The following is a 13,566-nucleotide window of genomic DNA, read 5'->3' on the forward strand; positions in this document are numbered from 1 at the left end:
AGAGCCTCATGGACCTGTCGTTCAATGCCGAGGAGCGCGCCTTCCAGGACGAGGTGCGCGGCTTCATCGCCAAGAATCTCACCGAGGAGATGAAGCGCGCGACCGCGCTGACGCCGTCGGTATTCTCCGACCCTGATATCGGCATGGCCTGGCAGCGCGCGCTACACAGGCAGGGCTGGGGCGCGCCGGGCTGGCCGGTCGAACATGGCGGGCCGGCCTGGACGCCGGCGCAGCGCTGGATCTTCGAGACGGAGTCCGCGCGCGCCGGCGTGCCCAATGTGAATGTCATGGGCGTGAAGATGGTCGGGCCGGTCATCATCGGTTTCGGCTCGCCCGAGCAGAAGAACTTCTACCTGCCGCGGATTCTCTCCGGCGAGGATTATTGGTGCCAGGGTTATTCCGAGCCGGGCTCCGGCTCCGACCTCTCCTCGCTGAAGACGCGCGCGGTGCGCGACGGCGACGACTACATCATCAACGGCACCAAGATCTGGACCACCCATGCGCATCACGCCAATCGCATGTTCGCGCTGGTGCGCACCAGCGACGGGCCGCGGCAGCAGGACGGCATCAGTTTTATCTTGATCGACATGAAGACGCCGGGGATCACGACACGCCCGATCCTGACGATCGGCGGCGACCACGAGGTCAACCAGGTGTTCTTCGACGACGTCCGCGTGCCCGTGGCCAACCGCGTCGGCGAGGAAGGCAAGGGCTGGACCTACGGCAAATATCTGCTCGAGTTCGAGCGCGGCTCGGGCATCGCCTCGGCCAAGCTGCGCGAGGGGCTGAAGGCGATTTCGGATCTCGCCGAGTCGGACCTGACCGGCCGCGCCATCGACAGTCCCGATATCGCGGCGCGCATCTCGGAGGTGGAAGTCGATATCGACGCGCTTGAAATGACCGAGCTGCGCGTGCTCTCCGCGCTGCAGACCGGACAGAATCCCGGCGCAGTGTCGTCGATCCTGAAGCTGCGCAACAGCGAAATCCGCCAGGCCGTGACGCGGCTCGGGGTCGACGTGATCGGCCACGACGCCCTCGCCGTCGAGCCCATGCGGCCGCTCTACAAGCTCAACCACGAGCCCGCGACGCCGGAGGAGATGCTGACAATAGTGCCGGAATATCTCAACGGCCGCGCCTACACGATCTTCGGCGGCACCTCGGAGATCCAGCGCGATATTATTGCGAAGACGATGCTGGGGATTTGAGGGGCCAGGAATTTAGCTCGAGTTGGCGCGGCATTCTCCGCTGTCGTCCCCGCGAAGGCGGGGACCCATAACCACAGGGAGATGTGGTTGCGGGGACTCGGAGTTACCAGCTCGCGCCAAACTCCTCCCTGTGGCTATGGGTCCCGGGTTCGCGCTTTGCGCGCCCCGGGACGACAGTTGAGTTTGTCGCGACAGCCACCACAACAACGCGTTGCGCCTAACCCGCCACCTTCGCATCCCTGATCGCCTGCCAGATCTTCTGCGGCGTCAGCGGCGTATTCAGCTGGGTGATGCCGAGCTCGGCGAGTGCGTCCATCACACCATTAGTGACGCAGGGCGGGCCGCCGATGGCACCGGATTCGCCGCAGCCCTTGGCGCCGAGCGGATTGGTGCGGCAGGGCGCGGAACCATCGAGCGTCACCACGATCGGCGGCACGTCGTCGGCGCGCGGGATGCAATAGTCCTGGTAGCTGGCGGTAAGGAGCTGGCCATCGGCGTCATACGAGACGCCTTCATAGAGCGCCTGGCCGATGCCCTGCGCGACACCGCCATGGATCTGGCCGGTGACCAGCATCGGGTTCACGGCAACGCCGACGTCGTCGACCGTGGTGTAGCGCACGACCTTGGAGACGCCGGTCTCGGGATCGATCTCGACCTCGCAGATATGCGTGCCGTTCGGCCAGCTCGGACCGTCGACTTCGCCTTCGGAATCGACGCTGAGCTTGGCCTCGCTCTCCTTCTCGGCGATGTCGAACAGGCTGATGCGGCGATCGGTGCCGACCACGGTGAGCATGCCGCCCTGATATTCGATGTCCTCGACGGAGGTTTCGAGCACGTTCGCCGCCTTCTCGCGCGCCTTCTGGATGAGGTCATTCGAGGAGACCGCCACGGCCGTGCCACCGACGAACAGCGACCGCGAGCCGACGCTGCCAAAGCCCATCGCCAGATCAGTGTCGCCTTGCACGACATCGATCTTGTCCATGGCAATGCCGAGCGTGTCGGAGATCATCTGGGTGTAGGTGGTCTGCAGCCCCTGCCCCATCGCCATGGTGCCGGAATGCAGCACGACGCGCCCTTGCGAGGTCGCGTGCAGGCTGACCTTCTCGGTGTGGGCGCGGCCGCCGGTCCATTCGATGTAGGAGGTGAGACCGCGTCCGTAGAGCAGGCCCTTCTTCTTCGCCGCCTTCTTGCGCGCGGCAAAGCCGTCCCAGTCCGCCAACTTCACGGCGCGGTCGAGCATGTGCGCGAAGGCACCGGAGTCATAAACCTGGCCCGCCGCATTGGTGTAGGGCAGCTGACCCGGCTTGATGTAATTGGCTTTGCGGATCGCGCGCGGATCGATGCCGATTTTTCGCGCGGCGGCGTCGAACAGGCGCTCGACGATGAAGACCGCTTCGGGCCGGCCTGCGCCGCGATAGGCACCGACGGGCGCGGTGTGGGTCATCACCGACTTCACCTCGAAATGCACCAGCGGCAGGTCGTAGACGCCGGTCTGCACGAACGGGCCGAGCACCAGCGGGATGATGTTCGCCGCGCCCGAGGAATAGGCGCCGGTGCAGCCGATCGACTTGACGCGATAGGCCAGCACCTTGCCCTTCTCGTCCAGCGCGAAGGAGGCAGTCGAGGTGAGATCGCGGCCGTGGGTGCCACCGACGAATTCGTCGGTGCGATCGCCGCGCCAGCGGATCTTCTTGCTCAGCTTGGTCGCGGCATAAGCGACGATGCCGTCCTCGGGATAGAGGTTGGTCTTCTGGCCAAAGCCGCCGCCAATATCGCCGACCAGCACGCGGACGCTGTCCTTGGGACGCTTCAGCACGGCCTCGGCGAGCACGTCGCGGGTGGAGGCCGGGGTCTGCGACTGCACATGCAGCAGCAGACGGCCGGTCTTCTTGTCGATCTCGGCAATGGTCGAGCGCGGCTCCATCGCCGACGGCACGAGGCGCTGGCTGACGAGATCGAGCTCGACGCTGTGCGCGGCTTTGGCAAACGCCTCGTCCACTTTGGCGGCATCGCCGTAAGCCATCGCGCCGACGATGTTGTCGGGCGCCTCCGGCCACACCACGGGCGCGCCGGGCTTGACGGCCTCGACCGGATCGACCACCGCAGGCTGCACGTCGTACTCGACCACGATCGCTTCGGCCGCGCTCTGCGCCTCGACGCGGGACGACGCCACGACGGCAGCCACGGCTTCACCCGCGTAGCGCACGACCTCATGGGCGAGCAGCCGGCGCGGCGGCACCGTCATCGGCTTGCCGTCCGGGCGCTTGAAGATGCTCAACGTCGGGATGCTGCCGACATCGTCCTTGACGAGGTCGGCGCCGGTGTAGATCGCGGTCACGCCCGGCATCGCGGCGGCTGCACTGGTGTCGATCGAGACGATCTTGGCGTGGGCATGCGGCGAGCGCAGCACGTAGAGCCACAGGGCGCCGTCGCCCGGCTTGTCGTCGATGAATTGCCCCTTCCCGGTCAGCAGCCGCTGGTCTTCCAAACGCTTGACGGGCTGCCCCGCTCCGAAACGCAAATTGCCGGGAAGAATGTTCATTCCGTGGGGTCCTCAGGGTCGCTTGAAATGCGGCAGCCTTTTAGCGGATCGAGGCATGCGAGGCCAGCCGCGGTTTTGGGCGGGATATCCACGATTTCGGCATGCCAATCGAGTTTTGTCATTCCGGGGCGTCCGAAGGACGAACCCGGAATCTCGAGATTCTCGGGTGCGCAAGGGCGCACCCTAGTTCGATGCTACGCATCGCCCCGGAATGACGGCTACTGAGAGCGGCTTGCGCCGTGCCCACGATCTCTTTGACGTCGAGAAAAGTCGTGGGCACGCTTCGCTTTGCCCACCCTACGGAAGCTACGCAAGCTCCCTGAGCGCCGCCTCCACCACCTTGCGCGCCTCGGCGGTCAGTGCGGCCTGCGGCGGGACGGGGTCGCCGACGTCGTAGCCCTGGATCGAAAGCCCCGCCTTGATGCAGGCGGCGAGGTTGAAGCGGGCGAAAGCTTCGTTGATGCGCCACAGCCGGCGCTGGAGCGCCATGGCCTCGTCCCAGCGGCCGGCCTTGCAGAGGTCGTAGAGCGCGACACTCTGGCGCGGGATGATGCAGGCCGGTCCCGCCATCCAGCCAAGCCCGCCGATCAGCATCACCGCGGCCGGGATGTGGGCGGAGGCCGAGAACACCCGCAAGGCATCGCCGCAGCGGTTCATGATCGAGAGCAGCCGGCCGGTGTTGGTCGAGGCGTCCTTGATGTAGCCGATGCGCGGGTGCTCGGCGAGGCGCGCGATGATGTCGAGGGTGAGGTCGGAGCGCTGGAATTGCGGATTGGTGTAGATCACGACGGGAATGTCGACGGCATCCGCGATGGCGCGGAAGTAGGATTCGACCTGGGCATCACTGAGCGGGAAATACGCCTCCAGGATCGCCAGGATGCCGTCGGCCCCACACTTCTGGTACGCCCTCGCCTGCGCCACCGCATCCGCCGTCGAGGTCGAGGCGACGCCCGCGATCACGGGCACCCGGCCCTTCGCCGCCTCGATCGTGGTCTGCACGACCGCCGTGCGTTGCGCGGCACTGAGATAGGCGAACTCACCGGTCGAACCCAGCGGTGTCAGCCCGTGCACGCCCGCGCCGATCAGATCGTCGCAGAGCTTTGCGAGGACGTTCGTCCGCACTGTGCCGTCGGCATCGACGGGCGAGACGAGATAGGGAAAGACGCCGTGGAATTCGGACATGTCGGGGGCTCCGGAAGCTGGCACCCGACGGGTATTAGCAATGCCCGCCCCCGCGATCAAACCTTGAGCAAGCGTACTCGCGTGCCCCAGGGATCGATCGCCTCCACGCCGTCGGCAAGCGCCGTGACCTTCGCACCGCCTTTGCGCAGGCGCTCTTCCTGCGCGGCGAGCAGCTCCGGCTTGGCCATGACCAGCGAGAACCAGGCGAGACCCGTCATCTGATCGTCGCGCTGACCGGCGCCCTGGCTCTGCCAGACGTTCATGCCGAGGTGATGATGATAGCGGCCCGACGACAGGAACGCCGCGCCGTTGCGGCTGCGGGTCGGATCGAGGCCAATCGCGCCATGATAGAAGCCTCCGGCCTGCGCGAGATCGCCGACCCGCAGATGCATGTGGCCGATGCGCATTCCGTCCGGTGCCCTGGCGTAATCAGGCACGCGCGTATTGGTCAGCGACAGGAGATCGGGAATGTTGAGCTCGTCGGACGCCATCTTCACGCTGCCCTCGCTCCATTGCCATTGCGAGGGATCGCGGTCGGCATAGACCTCGATGCCGTTGCCTTCGGGGTCATCGAGATAGACGGATTCGCTGACGAGATGATCGGCGAAGCCCGACAGCTTCACGCGGTGCGAGGCCGCGTGAACCAGCCAGCGCGCCAGATCCTTGCGGGTCGGCATCAGGAAGGCGGTGTGATAGAGGCCGGCGGCATTGCGCGGCTCGATTTCCGCATCGGGGTGGGCCTCCAGCACCAGCAGTGTGACGCCGGCCGTACCAAGCTTCGCCCCAGTCGCCGAGCGCTCCATCACCGTGAGGCCGATCACATCGCGGTAATAGTCGGCGACCTTGTCGAGATTCTTCACCCGCAGCGTCACCATGCCGACCCGCATCGGCGTGCGGCTGGCATAGGTCGGCCCGACGCCCTGCGGCGTGCCCTCGGCCCGTGCGGCAGCTGCGGCGGCCATGGCAAGCGAGGTCGCGCCGGCGAGTTGCAGCAGGGTGCGGCGGGTGAGGTCGATGGTCATCAGTCAGGGCTCGCTGAAACTGGTTGAGGCCGTGCGGCGCAATGTCGGTCCGATTGCTACACGTTCCCGTGAGCGGCTCCCAATCACATGTTCGTCGGCCGTAACAGGCGGTGTCCTGACCACCCGGCCAGTTTCGCGATTCCCCGCGACATCCCAGATTGAGGGCAGCTTACAGGAGCCAGCCATGACTGACCCAACTCCCCTGTCCTCACTGTCATCCGCCCTTGCGGATGTGGTGGCGCGCGCTGCGCCCTCAATCGTCTCGGTGCATTCGCATCGCTCCCGTGCCACCGGCTTTGCGTGGAGGCCAGGCCTGATCGTCACCGCCGACGAGGCGCTGGCCGACGAGGGCGAGGTCGAGATCGGCTTGCCCGACGGCAGCCGGGCGGCCGCCACGATCGTGGGCCGAGACCACACCACCGACATCGCGCTGCTGCGCACTGAGGCCGCGGTCGCCCCGGTCAAGCTCGCCGCAACCGTCCCGCCCCTCGGCGCGTTGTCGATCGTGGTGGCCACCAACCGCGAGACGCCGAGTGCCGCGCTGGGGATGGTATCGGCGTCCGGCAGCGGCTGGCGCTCCTTGCGCGGCGGCGAGATCGATGCGCGGATCGAGCTTGATGTCCGCCTGCGCGGCAGCCAGCAGGGCGGCCTCGCGCTCGATGCATCGGGCGAAGCTTTCGGCATGGCCGTGCTCGGCCCGCGCCGCGTGCTGGTGATCCCGACCGCGACGATCGAGCGCGTCGCGGCGCAACTCGAGACGCGCGGCCGCATCGCGCGCGGATATCTCGGCCTCGGGCTCCAGCCGGTGCGGCTCGACGACGGAATCGGCGCGATGGTGATGAACGTCGACAGGGCCGGTCCTTCGGCCGCGGCCGGCATCCGCCAGGGCGACGTGATCGTCGCGGTCAACGACCAGAAGCTGTCAGGCGTGCGCGCGCTGTCGCGAACGCTGGGTCCTTCGAGCGTCGGCGCGGTGGTCGACGTCGCGGCGCGCCGCGGCGGCGAGCCGATCAGCTTCAAGGTCACGGTCGGCGAGAGGCCGGAGGCGTGAGCGAGGACCGGACGCCGGAGATCGTGCTTGCCCTGGAGATTGACGATCCCGCCCTCGCCGATCGCCTGGCGGCCTTGCTCGGCAGCGTCGCCGGGCTTCGCCTTGCCGCGCCCGGCGCGGCCGCCACGGCGACCGTTGTCGCCCGTGATCCGCGCATGATGCCCGCCGACATCGCGCTGACGCAGCGCGAGCTCGACGTGCTGGCGCTGATGGCCGAGGGTGCCTCCAACAAGATGATCGCCCGCCGGCTCGGCATCTCCGTGCACACCGTCAAATTCCATGTCGGCTCGTTGCTCGACAAGCTGGATGCCACCGGCCGCACCGATGCGGTGGCGCATGCGGCGCGCCGCGGCGTGATCGAGCTATGAGGCCGCCGGAAAGCTGAGCTCGACCGTCAGGCCCGGCGCATTGTCATGCAGCGCTATTCCCGCGCCGTGAAGGCGCGCGACCGCGGCGACGAGACTGAGGCCAAGCCCGTTGCCCGGCGTGTAGCGGCTCTGCTCGAGCCGGTAGAAGCGCTTGAAGACGTGATCGCGCTCCTCCGTGGGAATGCCCGGACCATCGTCGGCGATGGCGATCACCGAGCCGCCATCGGCGCTGCGGCACGTCACGGTCACCTGCCCGCCTTTGCAGCCGTGCTTGATCGAATTGTCGACGAGATTGGCGATGGCATCGAACAGCAGGTCGCGATCGCCGGTGATTGGCACCTCGCGGTCTCCGGCGAGGCTGAGGCGCGTTGAGACCTGCTCGGCGGCGGCGTCGTAGAGCTCGACGACCTCGCCGGCGATCTCGGCGAGGTCGAGCGCGCGGAAGGCGCCGGTGCGGGCGCGGGTCTCGATCTCGGAGATCCGGGTGATGGAGGCGAACATGCCGAGCACGGCGTCGAGATCGGCGATGGTGTCGCCGATCAGCGCGGCATCCGCCTCGCTGTTGCGTTCGTGGTGATAGGCCTTTTCCAGCCGGCCGCGCATCCGCGTCAGCGGCGTGCGCAGATCGTGGGCGACGTTGTCGCTGACCTGCTTGACCTCGCCCATCAGCGTCTCGATGCGGTCGAGCATCTGGTTGAGGTTCTCGGCGACGCGGTCCCATTCGTCATGGCTGCCGCGCAAAGGAATGCGCTGGTCGAGGCCTGAGAGCATGATGGCGCGGCTGGTGGCGTTGATCTCCTCGATCCGCCCGACCGTGCGCCGCGTCACCAGCACGGCGGCGAGCCCGGCGAGCACCAGGAGCAGCACGGCAACCGCCGCCATCGCAAGCTCGATCATCGCGGTGAAGCCGCTGTGATCGCCGGCGTCGCCGACCCGGCTCCGCACATAGGCGATCGTGCCGAAATAGACATAGGCCATGATCGCCGCGACGATCAGCCCGAACGCCGCGATCGCGATCAGCGCCAGCCGGAAGGTCGAGGAGCGGAGCGTCTTAACCAGGAGCACGGAGGCAATATCCGATGCCGCGGATGGTGTGGATGAGCGGATAGGCCTGGGCATCGTCGACCTTGCGGCGGACGCGCCCGACATAGACGTCGATGATGTTGGTGGAGGGATCGAAATGCAGGTCCCAGACGTGCTGGAGCAGCATCGCACGGGAGACGACGCGACCCTCGTTGCGGACGAGATATTCGAGCAGCTGGAATTCGCGCGGCAACAGCGGGATCTTGCGGCCACGGCGGCTGGCGTTGCGTGCGATCAGGTCGATGGCGAGATCGCCGACCCGCAGCAGCGTCTCCTTGGCGATGGTGTCGCTGCGGCGGCCGAGCGCCTCGAGCCGCGCCAGCAATTCGGTGAAGGAGAAGGGCTTGACCAGATAGTCGTCGCCGCCGGCGCGCAGGCCGCGGACGCGATCATCGACCTCGCCGAGCGCGGAGATGATCAGGAACGGCGCGGCGACGCCGTCGTCGCGCAATTGGCGCATCACGCTGATGCCGTCGATATCGGGCAGCATGCGGTCGATCGTGATCACGGCATAATCGCGCGCGGCGCCGTGGCTGATGGCTTCGCGCCCGCTGGCTGCGAGATCGACGTCGTAGCCGGAGGTCGTCAATTCCTCGACGAGCTGGCCTGCGGTTTCCGGATCGTCCTCGACGACCAGGATGCGACGGTGACCTCCGGTCATGCAAAACTCCGCGCGACAATCGCCACCAGACTATCCCGTTCCGGGGCTGGACGGAACCGCCCGGTGGCGATCGCGACAATGGTGCGGTACGGCGATGCGACTACCAATAGTCTCCGCACACATTGACCCATTGCCATCCATAGGGCGTCCAGCTCCTGCGCCAGCAGCCGTCATTGTAGCCGGCGTAAATGAAGGGCGCGCCGAAGACGGCGAAACGACGGAAATGATGATGGTGGAAGCCGCGGTGGCCGTGCCAGCCGGCACCGGCGAAACGCGGCCCGATCCCCGCATGCGCGAAGCGTGCGCCGCCAAAGGCGGGACCGCCGACATGGGCGAAGCGCGCACCGCCCATCCCGCCGGCGCGCATGCCACCGAAGCCGCCTGCGTGCATGCCGCCGCCGAAATGCCCGCCACCGCCGAAATGACCGCCACCGCCGAAATGACCACCACCGCCGAAGCCGCCGTGTCCGCCGCCGCCACGGGCGAGCACTGGTGAAGCTGCCGCCATCGCTGCGGCGACCGTCACCGCGGTGAGGCTTTTGAGAAGCCTGTTGTTCATCGAAGCATCCTCCTTGCAGTGCGGCGGTCTTAACGCCGCACGAGGATGATCAGATGAGAGCAAGGGGTCGGCGCCTTCAACTTACAAACGCGCCAGATTCTGACGCGGGTGTTAGGGAGAGGGCGTCCAACTCTCTCCCCGTCATTGCGAGGAGCTCTTTCACGCCCCCTTGCCGTTATTCTTCTCCGCGGCGCGGCGCAGCGCTTCGGCGAGGGCGCCGCCGCCGGACGATTCCTGCTTTCGCGGTGCGGACGACGTCATGCGTGACGGGTTGCGCGAGCTGTTGTCGCGCTGCATGCCGGGGGCGTCCTTCTTGGCGCCAACCTCGTCGTCGAGACGCAAGGTCAGCGAGATGCGCTTGCGGGCGACCTCGAAGTCCAGCACCTTCACCTTGACGATGTCGCCGGGCTTCACCACCTCACGCGGGTCCTTGATATAGGTCTTGGACATCGCGGAGATGTGCACGAGGCCGTCCTGGTGCACGCCGATGTCGACGAAGGCGCCGAACGCGGCGACGTTGGTCACGGTGCCCTCGAGGATCATGCCCTTCTGGAGATGCTTGATCTCCTCGACGCCTTCCTTGAACACGGCGGCCTTGAACGCCGGACGCGGATCGCGGCCGGGCTTCTCCAATTCCTTCAAGATGTCGGTGACGGTCGGCAGACCGAAGGTCTCGTCGACGAAATCCTTCGGCTTCAAGGTGCGCACGATCTCGCTGCTGCCGATCAGCGCCTTGATGTCGCTCTTGGTGGCGCTGAGGATCCGGCGCACCACCGGATAGGCTTCCGGATGCACGCCGGAGGCGTCGAGCGGGTCCTCGCCGCCGAGGATGCGCAGGAAGCCGGCGCACTGCTCGAACGCCTTCGGCCCGAGCCGCGGCACCTCCTTGAGCGCCTTGCGCGACTTGAACGGACCGTTGGCGTCACGATGCGCCACGATGCTCTGCGCCAGACCTGAGCCGACACCCGACACGCGGGCGAGCAGCGGTGCGGAGGCGGTGTTGACGTCGACACCGACGGCGTTCACGCAGTCCTCGACCACGGCATCCAGCGATTTTGCGAGCTTGGCCTGGCCGAGATCGTGCTGATACTGGCCGACGCCGATCGCCTTGGGCTCGATCTTGACGAGCTCGGCGAGCGGATCCTGCAGCCGCCGCGCGATCGAGACCGCGCCGCGCAGCGTGACGTCGAGACCCGGCAATTCCTCCGAGGCGAAAGCCGAGGCCGAATAGACCGACGCGCCGGCTTCCGACACCACGATCTTGGTCATCTTCAGCTCGGCCAGACCCTTGACGAGATCGCCTGCGAGCTTGTCGGTCTCGCGCGAGGCGGTGCCGTTGCCGATCGCGATCAGCTCGACACGATGCTTCAGTGCGAGCTTGCCGAGGGTCGCGAGCGACTCGTTCCACTGCCGCTGCGGCTCGTGCGGATAGATCACGGCGGTATCGACCACCTTGCCGGTCGCATCGGTGACGGCGACCTTGACGCCGGTGCGATAGCCGGGATCGAGCCCCATGGTGACGCGGGTGCCGGCCGGCGCGGCCAGCAGGAGATCGCGCAAATTGGAGGCGAACACGCGCACGGCCTCGGTCTCGGCTGCGTTCCACAGCCGCATGCGCAGGTCGATATTGAGATGCACCTGGATCTTGGTGCGCCAGGCCCAGCGCACGGTGTCGATCAGCCAGCGGTCGCCGGGGCGCTTGAGGTCGGCGATGCCGAACCGCTTCATGATCTTCAGTTCATAGGCGCTGGGCACGCCCGGCGGCGGCGCCTCGGCCTCGGCCTGGATCTGCAGGTCGAGGATCTCCTCCTTCTCGCCGCGGAACATCGCGAGGATGCGGTGCGAGGGCAGCTTGGTCAGCGGCTCGGAGAACTCGAAATAGTCGGCGAACTTCTCGCCCTCGGTCTTCTTGCCGTCGCGCACCTTGGAGGCCATGCGCGCATTGGTCCACATTTCCTCGCGAAGCGCGCCGATCAGGTCGGCGTCCTCGTCGAAGCGTTCGACCAGGACGGCGCGGGCACCGTCCAGCGCGGCGGCGGCATCCGCAACGCCCTTCTCGGCGTTGATGAAGCCTTCGGCCACGGCCTTCGGATCGTTGGTCGGCTCCGCCATCAGCTGGTTGGCGAGCGGCTCGAGGCCGGCCTCCTTGGCGATCTCCGCCTTGGTGCGGCGCTTCGGCTTGAACGGCAGATAGATGTCTTCGAGACGGGCTTTGCTGTCGGCGGCGAGAATGGAGGCCTCGAGCGCGGCATCGAGCTTGCCCTGCTCGCGGACTGATTCGAGGATGGCCTTGCGGCGGTCCTCGAGCTCGCGGAGGTAACCCAGGCGCTCCTCCAGGGTGCGCAATTGCGCGTCGTCGAGCGCACCGGTCGCTTCCTTGCGGTAGCGGGCGATGAAGGGAACCGTGGCGCCGCCATCGAGCAGCGTCACCGTCGCCTCGACCTGCTCCGCCCGAACCCCAAGCTCCTGCGCAATTTTCTGGTTGATATTTGCCACGCGAGATTCCCTTTATCCAAGCCCGCTGTGCGGCGGCGAACCACCGGCCACGGGACGCCGCTTATGGACCAACCGGGGCTGATTCATCAAGGTACGGCCTAGCATCGTCGACAGAGGATTTTTTGTCGAGATGATGCGATCTCGCCACATTCGTAAGCGCGCGACGGCTTGACATCGGCCCCGCGTTCCGCACCTCCTTCTCTGCCGGGCTACCGAATTCCAAGGACTAATCATGCGTACGACATCGGTCGGCGTCTTCAGGATCGCCACCATCGGCCCCGGCGACGTCTCCGGCCTCATGAACCTGATTGGCTCCTGCACGATCGATCCCAGGTCGATCCTCGCCATTCTCGGCAAGACCGAAGGCAATGGCGGCGTCAATGATTTCACGCGGGAGTACGCTGTAAGCGCGCTGTGCACGGCGCTGGCGCCCCAGCTCGGCCTGTCGCCGGAGGCAGTCGAGCAACGCATCGCCTTCGTGATGTCCGGCGGCACCGAGGGCGTGCTCAGCCCGCATCTTACGGTGTTCACGCGCAGCAAGGTCGAGCGCCCGGCAGGCCCGTCCGACAAGCGCCTGTGCATCGGCATGGCGCACACGCGGGACTTCCTGCCCGAAGAGCTCGGCCGCTCCGCGCAGATCACCGAGACGGCCAAGGCCGTTCAAGTCGCGATGACGGATGCCGGCATCACTGATCCCGCCGACGTCCATTTCGTGCAGATCAAGTGCCCGCTGCTGACCAGCGAGCGTGTCGCGGCGGCAAACGCGCGCGGCAACAAGACGGTGACGACGAGCTCTTACAGCTCAATGGCCTATTCGCGCGGCGCCTCCGCGCTGGGCGTTGCGGCCGCACTCGGCGAGATCGGCTCCGATGTCCGCGACGAGGATGTGCTGCGACGCTACGATCTATTCTCCAAGGTGGCCTCGACCTCATCGGGGATCGAGCTGATGCATAATGTTGTCATCGTGCTCGGCAAATCGACGTCGTCGGCCAGCGAGTTCGTGATCGGGCATGCCGTGATGGAGGATGCCATCGACGCCGCGGCGGTGGTATCGGCGTTGAACAGCGTCGGGCTTGGCTTGGCCCCGCAGAGCATCGCGGACCGCGAGCTCGTGAACATCTTCGCCAAGGCGGAGGCCTCGCCTGATGGCAGCGTGCGCGGCTTCCGCCACACCATGCTCGAAGACACCGACATCAGCTCGACACGCCATGCCCGCGCCGCCGTTGGTGGCCTGATCGCGGGCCTTGCCGGTACCGGCGCGGTCTACGTGTCTGGTGGCGCCGAGCATCAGGGACCGGCCGGCGGCGGACCGGTTGCAGTGATCGCGCGACTGTCGGATTGATAGGACCGGCATCCCGAATCCTCGCGACCCCTCCGCCCGGCGCAACCCTGCCCCT

At 66.8% G+C, this 13,566-nt stretch carries 11 protein-coding genes; 4 read left to right on the forward strand and 7 right to left on the reverse strand.

From position 1 onward, the window contains the following. Nucleotides 1-8 precede the first annotated feature (8 nt). Nucleotides 9-1,205 (forward strand): acyl-CoA dehydrogenase family protein, encoded by a 1,197-nt coding sequence (locus tag CV770_RS23860; RefSeq protein ID WP_104464079.1) that lies wholly within the window; start codon nucleotides 9-11, stop codon nucleotides 1,203-1,205. A gap of 217 nt (nucleotides 1,206-1,422) precedes the next feature. Here the strand turns inward: CV770_RS23860 and CV770_RS23865 are convergent, their stop codons facing one another. The 3 genes from CV770_RS23865 to CV770_RS23875 all read right to left on the reverse strand — a co-directional run bounded on the left by CV770_RS23865 (nucleotide 1,423) and on the right by CV770_RS23875 (nucleotide 5,951). Next, nucleotides 1,423-3,747 (reverse strand): xanthine dehydrogenase family protein molybdopterin-binding subunit, encoded by a 2,325-nt coding sequence (locus tag CV770_RS23865; protein WP_104464080.1) that lies wholly within the window; start codon nucleotides 3,745-3,747, stop codon nucleotides 1,423-1,425. Between the two features lie 306 nt (nucleotides 3,748-4,053). Continuing rightward, nucleotides 4,054-4,929 (reverse strand): dihydrodipicolinate synthase family protein, encoded by an 876-nt coding sequence (locus CV770_RS23870; protein ID WP_091958049.1) that lies wholly within the window; start codon nucleotides 4,927-4,929, stop codon nucleotides 4,054-4,056. Nucleotides 4,930-4,985: 56 nt separating this feature from the next. After that, nucleotides 4,986-5,951 (reverse strand): VOC family protein, encoded by a 966-nt coding sequence (locus CV770_RS23875; RefSeq protein ID WP_104464081.1) that lies wholly within the window; start codon nucleotides 5,949-5,951, stop codon nucleotides 4,986-4,988. Between the two features lie 184 nt (nucleotides 5,952-6,135). Between CV770_RS23875 and CV770_RS23880 the strand changes: the two genes are divergently transcribed. Together CV770_RS23880 and CV770_RS23885 are read left to right on the forward strand one after the other, a co-directional pair. Then, nucleotides 6,136-7,002, forward strand: a complete 867-nt coding sequence (locus CV770_RS23880; protein ID WP_104464082.1) for a S1C family serine protease — start codon at nucleotides 6,136-6,138, stop codon at nucleotides 7,000-7,002. Further along, entirely contained in the window at nucleotides 6,999-7,370 is a 372-nt protein-coding gene (locus CV770_RS23885) for a response regulator transcription factor (RefSeq protein ID WP_104464083.1), read from the forward strand. The genes CV770_RS23880 and CV770_RS23885 overlap by 4 nt, the downstream gene beginning before the upstream one ends. On the opposite strand, the gene CV770_RS23890 is transcribed toward CV770_RS23885, so the two are convergent. The 4 genes from CV770_RS23890 to CV770_RS23905 form a co-directional block, all read right to left on the reverse strand. Further along, a complete protein-coding gene (locus CV770_RS23890) occupies nucleotides 7,365-8,435 on the reverse strand; it encodes a sensor histidine kinase (protein WP_104464084.1) in 1,071 nt (356 codons plus the stop codon). The genes CV770_RS23885 and CV770_RS23890 overlap by 6 nt on opposite strands. Next, nucleotides 8,422-9,114: a response regulator transcription factor gene (locus tag CV770_RS23895; RefSeq protein WP_104464085.1), complete on the reverse strand. Its 693-nt coding sequence runs from the start codon at nucleotides 9,112-9,114 to the stop codon at nucleotides 8,422-8,424. The genes CV770_RS23890 and CV770_RS23895 overlap by 14 nt, the downstream gene beginning before the upstream one ends. A 100-nt stretch (nucleotides 9,115-9,214) precedes the next feature. Continuing rightward, a complete protein-coding gene (locus tag CV770_RS23900) occupies nucleotides 9,215-9,673 on the reverse strand; it encodes a hypothetical protein (RefSeq protein WP_091958066.1) in 459 nt (152 codons plus the stop codon). A 159-nt stretch (nucleotides 9,674-9,832) separates the two neighbouring features. Then, a complete protein-coding gene (locus tag CV770_RS23905) occupies nucleotides 9,833-12,169 on the reverse strand; it encodes a Tex family protein (RefSeq protein ID WP_104464086.1) in 2,337 nt (778 codons plus the stop codon). A gap of 232 nt (nucleotides 12,170-12,401) precedes the next feature. On the opposite strand from CV770_RS23905, the gene atzD reads away from it, so the two are divergent. After that, nucleotides 12,402-13,511, forward strand: coding sequence for a cyanuric acid amidohydrolase (gene atzD / locus CV770_RS23910; RefSeq protein ID WP_104464087.1), 1,110 nt, complete (start codon nucleotides 12,402-12,404; stop codon nucleotides 13,509-13,511). Nucleotides 13,512-13,566 lie beyond the last annotated feature (55 nt).

This window comes from Bradyrhizobium sp. AC87j1, assembly GCF_002936975.1.
GTDB classification, from domain to species: Bacteria; Pseudomonadota; Alphaproteobacteria; order Rhizobiales; family Xanthobacteraceae; genus Bradyrhizobium; species Bradyrhizobium shewense.

Excerpts from the sequence above, each read along its gene's own strand:
- CV770_RS23860 (WP_104464079.1), top strand. The coding sequence starts at position 9 with ATGGACCTGTCGTTCAATGCCGAGGAGCGCGCCTTCCAGGACGAGGTG.
- CV770_RS23865 (WP_104464080.1), bottom strand. The coding sequence starts at position 3,747 with ATGAACATTCTTCCCGGCAATTTGCGTTTCGGAGCGGGGCAGCCCGTC.
- CV770_RS23870 (WP_091958049.1), bottom strand. The coding sequence starts at position 4,929 with ATGTCCGAATTCCACGGCGTCTTTCCCTATCTCGTCTCGCCCGTCGAT.
- CV770_RS23875 (WP_104464081.1), bottom strand. The coding sequence starts at position 5,951 with ATGACCATCGACCTCACCCGCCGCACCCTGCTGCAACTCGCCGGCGCG.
- CV770_RS23880 (WP_104464082.1), top strand. The coding sequence starts at position 6,136 with ATGACTGACCCAACTCCCCTGTCCTCACTGTCATCCGCCCTTGCGGAT.
- CV770_RS23895 (WP_104464085.1), bottom strand. The coding sequence starts at position 9,114 with ATGACCGGAGGTCACCGTCGCATCCTGGTCGTCGAGGACGATCCGGAA.
- CV770_RS23900 (WP_091958066.1), bottom strand. The coding sequence starts at position 9,673 with ATGAACAACAGGCTTCTCAAAAGCCTCACCGCGGTGACGGTCGCCGCA.
- atzD (WP_104464087.1), top strand. The coding sequence starts at position 12,402 with ATGCGTACGACATCGGTCGGCGTCTTCAGGATCGCCACCATCGGCCCC.